At 37.5% G+C, this 6,083-nt stretch carries 2 protein-coding genes and 1 pseudogene; 1 reads left to right on the top strand and 2 read right to left on the bottom strand.

From position 1 onward, the window contains the following. Positions 1-4,685 (bottom strand): annotated as a pseudogene (locus tag AC1DJR_RS20845) (DUF7507 domain-containing protein); the annotation flags it as partial. Positions 4,686-4,807: 122 nt separating this feature from the next. Here AC1DJR_RS20845 and AC1DJR_RS20840 point away from each other — a divergent pair. After that, complete coding sequence (locus AC1DJR_RS20840) at positions 4,808-5,668, top strand: GNAT family N-acetyltransferase (protein ID WP_477003409.1); 861 nt, start codon at positions 4,808-4,810, stop codon at positions 5,666-5,668. Between the two features lie 34 nt (positions 5,669-5,702). Here AC1DJR_RS20840 and AC1DJR_RS20835 read toward each other — a convergent pair. Beyond that, the coding region (locus AC1DJR_RS20835) for an isochorismatase family protein (RefSeq protein ID WP_477003408.1) at positions 5,703-6,083 on the bottom strand (381 nt) is incomplete at its 5' end.

Here is a 6,083-nt window from a genome sequence, read left to right as displayed (position 1 = left end):
CACCAAGTGATGGATCTAATCCTGGTTGTGGAACATTATTGATAGTTACGGAATTTTGAATAAATGAAGCTCCTGCACCAAGTCCATCCGTTAAAACATTTGCACTAGCAGGGATATTTCCTGTGTTCGTAACTGCAATCGTATAAGTAACGATATCACCAATTGCAGCTGTCGGTGTATTCACTGATTTAGTAGCGACGATCGTAGCGTTATTAATTTGAGTTGTTATTACGTTACTTACCGTATTGAAGGATGCTGGAGGTAATTTAGGATTTACAATATATTGATACGTTGTATTACTTTGGTTCGGGATTGGATTTGGGCTAGGGATGGAATTTACTTTTATTTGAAATGAGATTGTAGTATTTGCATTCGGATTGATTGGATCAATTGCAATTCCGTTTGCTGGATTTACATTAGGGAGTGTATTCCCATTTACTGTTACACTATTAGGAATAAACGATGTCCCGTTTGGAATTACATCTGTAAATATTACATTTGATGCAAGTGTGTTCCCACTATTCGTTAAAGTAGTCGTGTACGTAATAATATCATTTACGTTAGCAAACTGTTTATCTGCAGATTTTGTAGCGGCAATTGAGGCGTTATTAATAGTTGTCTGTACCGTGTTAGAAGCCACCATCTGCATTACAGCTGGTTTGGATGGATCGTACGTATATTGGAATGTTGTGCCTGATTGATTTGTAATCGGATTTACAGCAGGGATATTTGGTACAAAAACCTGGAATGAAACGGTACGTGATGAATTCGCCCCGATCGTACCGATCAAAATACCGTTAGCAGGATTTGCATTTGCTATAGGAACATTGTTAATCGTTACAGTATTAGGAATGAACAGGGTACCCGCTGGAATGATATCTGTAAACGTTACATTAGAAGCAGGGATATTACCGTTATTTGTTAAAATAGTCGCATATAATATGACATCACCAACATCAGCGAAATTTGTGCTCGTTAGTTTTGTAGCAACAATATTAGCAGTATTAATTTGTGTAGTTACTATATTGCTAGTAGCGTTTCTAACAACAGCAGGTAAACTTGGATCAGCGATAAAGCTATATTGAAGTGCAGCGCTGTTTTGAACTGGATTTGGTGAAGGTATTCCATTTGCACTAATTTGGAAGACAATTGTTGTAATTCCACCTGCTGGAATTGTACCAACTTGAAGACCGGTACTTGGATCTGCGCCTAGCTGTAAAGCACCACCTATAAAAATACTATTCGGTATGAGAGTAGTGCCAGGAGGCAGTATGTCGGTAACGACTACATTRTTTGCTGKAGTATTKCCCAGGTTAGCTAAGGCAATTGTATATGTGATTGGTTGCCCGACATCRGCRATAGTTAAATCTACYTGYTTGACAATAAYTACATTTGCTAARTTAATTTGTGTACTTACAGTGTTACTTAAAGATGTTTCTATAGTTGGTGGATCGCCCGGATTTAAAATAAAGCTATACTGTGTACTAGACGAATTGATTGTTGGGTTTTGTGCTGGTAAAGAGATAACAGTTACTTGATAAGAGACGGTAAGTGAGCCGTTAGCAGGAATGGAGGGTAGCGGAACACCGATATTTGGATCTGCGTTATTTTGGAGCACACCATTAATAAGGAAAGTGTTTGGGATAAAGGTAGTGCCATCTGGATTTGTATCTACGAAAGTTGGACTATCAGCAGAAACACTTCCTGCATTCGTTAAGCTAACAGTATAAGTTAATATATCCCCAACGGTAGCGAACGCTCGATCCACTGTTTTTGTCGAAATGACATTTGCGTCATTTACTTGAGTAAATGTAGTAGTGGAAGTTGTATTTGTACTTACAGGTGAAGCGTTTGGATCAACAATAAAGTTATAGGAAATGGAAGCGCTATTTGAAATAGGGTTAGGATTTGGAATGCTAGTTATTAATACTTGGAATGAAGCTGTAATTGTTGTGCTAGCATTGATACTACCAATATTGATGCTAGTTGGTGTAACGCCCGGCTGAGTAACACCGTTAATCATAACACTGTTTGGTACAAAGGCAGTACCATTCGCAATAGAATCAGATAGTAATACATTGTTCGCAGCAACGTTTCCATCGTTTGTAAGAGCAAAGGTGTAAGTTAATACATCTCCAACTTCCGCAAACGTTTGACTTACAGATTTATTAGCATGAAGATTTGCTAGTCTAATTGTTGATGTAACAGAATTAGAATTTGCAGTTTTTGAAGTTGGTGGCAGGCTTGGATTTACAGTGTAAATATAAGAGGCGAAAGCGTTATTAATGATAGGGTTTTGTGCAGTAATATTGATGACTGTTACTCGGAAGGATAAGGTGAAAGTAGCTCCGCCAGGAATTGTRCCGATAGGTAARGCAAYRAGAGAATYTACATTTTGCAAAACKCCGTTKAGCGTTACAGWACCTRRWGTYAATATCGTTCCATTTGGAAGTGGATCTGTTAGTTGAACGTTATTGGCGGCCGTATTTCCACTGTTTGTAATAAGGATTGTATAACTTATCGTTTCGCCAATTGTRGCAAATTGTTTATTTGTMGAYTTTGTTAATGTTAAATTCGCATTGTTAATTTGAGTRGTAACGACGTTAGAAGMRATGTTTTTCRTAAYGGGTGATTGRCTAGGGTTRACRGTRTACTGATAAGAAGCGCTTGATCCGTTAGATACGGCATTTGACACGGGTATTGTGTTTACTACTACTTGAAATGAAACACTTTTGGTTGTGCCAGTTGGGATGGATCCTATGTTCACACCATTAGCGGGATTAGCGCCAACTTGTGTCGAGCCATCTATTGTTAAACTGTTTAGGACAAAAGTTGTTCCTGTAGGAATGACATCTGTAAAAATAACATTGTTCGCATTCGTATTACCTGTACCTGTAAAGGCAACAGTGTAAGTCAGTGTATCGCCAATATCTGCATAGTTTTTATCTACTGCTTTCGTCATTGTTACAGTAGCATTATTCACTTGCGTGGAGACAATATTCGTCGTGTCAGTCCCGCTTACTGCCGGCTGGTTTGGTACAGGAATGTATTGATATGTTGTTGTACCACTATTTAATATTGGATTTGTTTGTGGGATAGAAGGAACGAATACTTGAAAGGAAATAGTAGTAGTATAATTTGCAGCAATAGATCCAATTGATATACCATTAGCGGGATTTGCTCCCCCTTGAGTAACCCCGTTAACAGTTACACTCCCTGGAATGAAAGTAGTCCCGCTAGGAATCGGATCTGTATATATAACATTAGTTGCAGCGATATTTCCTATATTAGCTAAGGCAATACTGTAAGTTAAYGTTTCACCAATATCGGTAAAAAGTTTGTTAACTGATTTTGTGCCATTAATATCTGCGAGGTTAATTTGTGTTCCTGCAGAGTTACTTGTTGCAAGACCGTTAAAAGTCGTTCCTCCGGCAATCGGTGTATATTGAAATGTAATATTCGCAGTGTTAGAGATAGGATTTTGACTTGGAAGAGAAACGACAGTCGCTTGGAAAGCTACTGTACGAGAAGAGCCATTATTAATTGTCCCCAGAGATATACCGGCGACCGGATTTGCGTTTGTTTGTGGTACGTTATCTATCGTTACGCTTCCAGGTATAAAGGAAGTACCGTTAGGGAGAACATCTGTAAAAGTAACGTTATTTGCAGGAAGAAGCCCGGTGTTACCCGTTAGTAGTTAAACGAATTGCGGCAGATACTTGGGAATTTGTTAAATAAGAAGAAATATCAATGGAAGTAATGTCCCATCCTTGTCTTCCAGCGGAGATATTTGTACTTGTAGAGGCACTCTGGTTTCGCGTTCCAAATGTACCAGTTGTATCTAAGTTCCCTGCAGCATTATTAATTTGAGAACCGAAGAAATTATTAACAGCATTATTTGGCCCAGATAATGCATTTAATGAACTGAAATTTGGTCCAAATAAAGCTTGATCCCCAGTTAAATCAGCATCCCCTTCAGTAGAACTTATAAATAATCGCCCGCTTACAGGTCCTCCGGCAGGTGTTAAAAACCCTGAGACAGATACATCTGCACTACCAGTTTCTACAGAAACACGGTTACCAGCTACGTAAATTGTTAAATTTCTTGCGGGTAAGGAACCGTTTTGATAAGCGACAATGAGCGTCCATCCAGAAGAATTGATAGCTCCGTTAGAAGCATCTAAAGGATCAACAAGTCCAGGGACAGAGCCGGTTGTATAAGAGCCAGATCCTCCAGCTTGAACGAGGGATGTTACATCTGCTGAACGTGTATAAAATCCAAATGTGACAGATCCAGAAACGAATGTTTGATTTGAAGCTGTAACAGCCGAAGGGGTAATTGAGTATGTTGCCACAGGAGTTGTAAAAGAAACTGGGTTTCCTAATACACTTGTAATATTTTGATCACGAGATAAGTAGTTGCCACCCCAAACAAGTTCTGCGTAAAGAATAGTACTACCAGCAGGGATATTTAAAAGAGCGGTAGAACTATTTTGTGTATAGTTTAATGTTGTACCAGTAGGAAAAGTAGGTACTTGTAAAGCAGTATTCGTAGTTGCGAATGCACCAATTGCCCCGATTGTACCAGCACGGTTTAGATTACTAATTTTACTTAAGCCTAAAGTATTTCCTGTAATAGCGAGTGCGCCGTTAGTGGTGGTAGAAAATCGATTCGTAATGGGCATGTTGTCACCTCATTTACAATATAGTCTTGGTCAAAATAGGATATGTGTGTTCCATATAAAGGGAAACATGTACAAGTTGATTCGTGAAGAATAGTTAAAACGTCTAAAGAAGGAGATGGGGAATGATTGAAKTGGARATTAGRGTGGAGCGTCTTAGTAGAGAAAAAAAAGAGGATATTGTTGCATTATCTTCCTATATTGGCTGGGATTATAACAGAGAAGAAATTGAAACAATTTTTAATTCGGGTATAGTATATGGTGTAGTAAATGAGAGAGAAGAGCTTATTGCTAGCGCAGCAATTATACTATACGGGGAGACATTAGCCTCAATTGGAATGGTAATTGTACATCCAGATTATAAAGGAAGAGGGATTGGAAAGATAATAACGGATTTATGTGTTAAAAGCGTATTAACTCAAACCCCCATTATGCTTATTGCCACGGATGAGGGGAAAATTTTATATGAAAAACTAGGATTCAGGGCTGTTAGTTATGTTTCTAAATACATATGTAACTCGTACAATGCGAATTACCATTGTGTAGGAAATGAAGAGTATATTGTGAATTATGAAGAACGTGATTTAGAAGAAATAATACAAATAGATAAAGATGCATTTGGAACAAATAGAGAAGAGTTTTTAAAGTATCGAATTATTCAAAGTGAACAATGTATTGTTACAAAGGATGCACAACAAAATGTATTAGGTTACGGTTTAAGTATACAAACGCCAGAAAATAAAATAATAGGGCCGGTCGTTGCTAAAAATGATGCGATGGCAATGAGAATGGTACATTATTTAGCAAGAGAGCATCATGGTAAATTAAGAATTGATGTACCAGAAGGAAAGAAAGGTTTCATGAAAGAATTAGAGATTACTGGTTTTCAAAAGGTTAATACCCCACCAATTATGATAAAAAATAGTGATCAATTTTTGAAAAGAAATGGAGAACTGTACAGTATTGCAGCGCAAATTTTTGGATAAAAAAGAATCCTTTTGTGAAAAGGATTCTTTTTCGTTAATCACGATATTGGTCGTGAGTTGGCTGAAAGAGATCTTCCTCGATATCTCTCACCATAGAAAAATGATCAACATTATAATGWCCRTGTAGAGTTTTATTATGATGACCAATAATTTGCTCTGCAGACAATACGTCAGAATCAGTTGTGGAATGACCATTTTTAATTAATGTAACGTCAAATCCTTGTACAGTAGCTGTTCTAACTGCGGTGTCAATGCAATGTTCTGTTTTACATCCACCTATAACAATATGATTAATTTTTTCTTCTTTTAAAAGTTCAAGTAAAGAAGTGCCATAGAATGAGTTTGTTGCTGCTTTATTAATAAGGATTGCAGACTGAGGTACTTTAATTTGATTATGTACTTCAAATCCTACACC

The sequence above is a fragment of the Bacillus sp. 05T31 genome (assembly GCF_056396725.1).
This window is presented reverse-complemented; position numbering and strand designations above follow the sequence as displayed.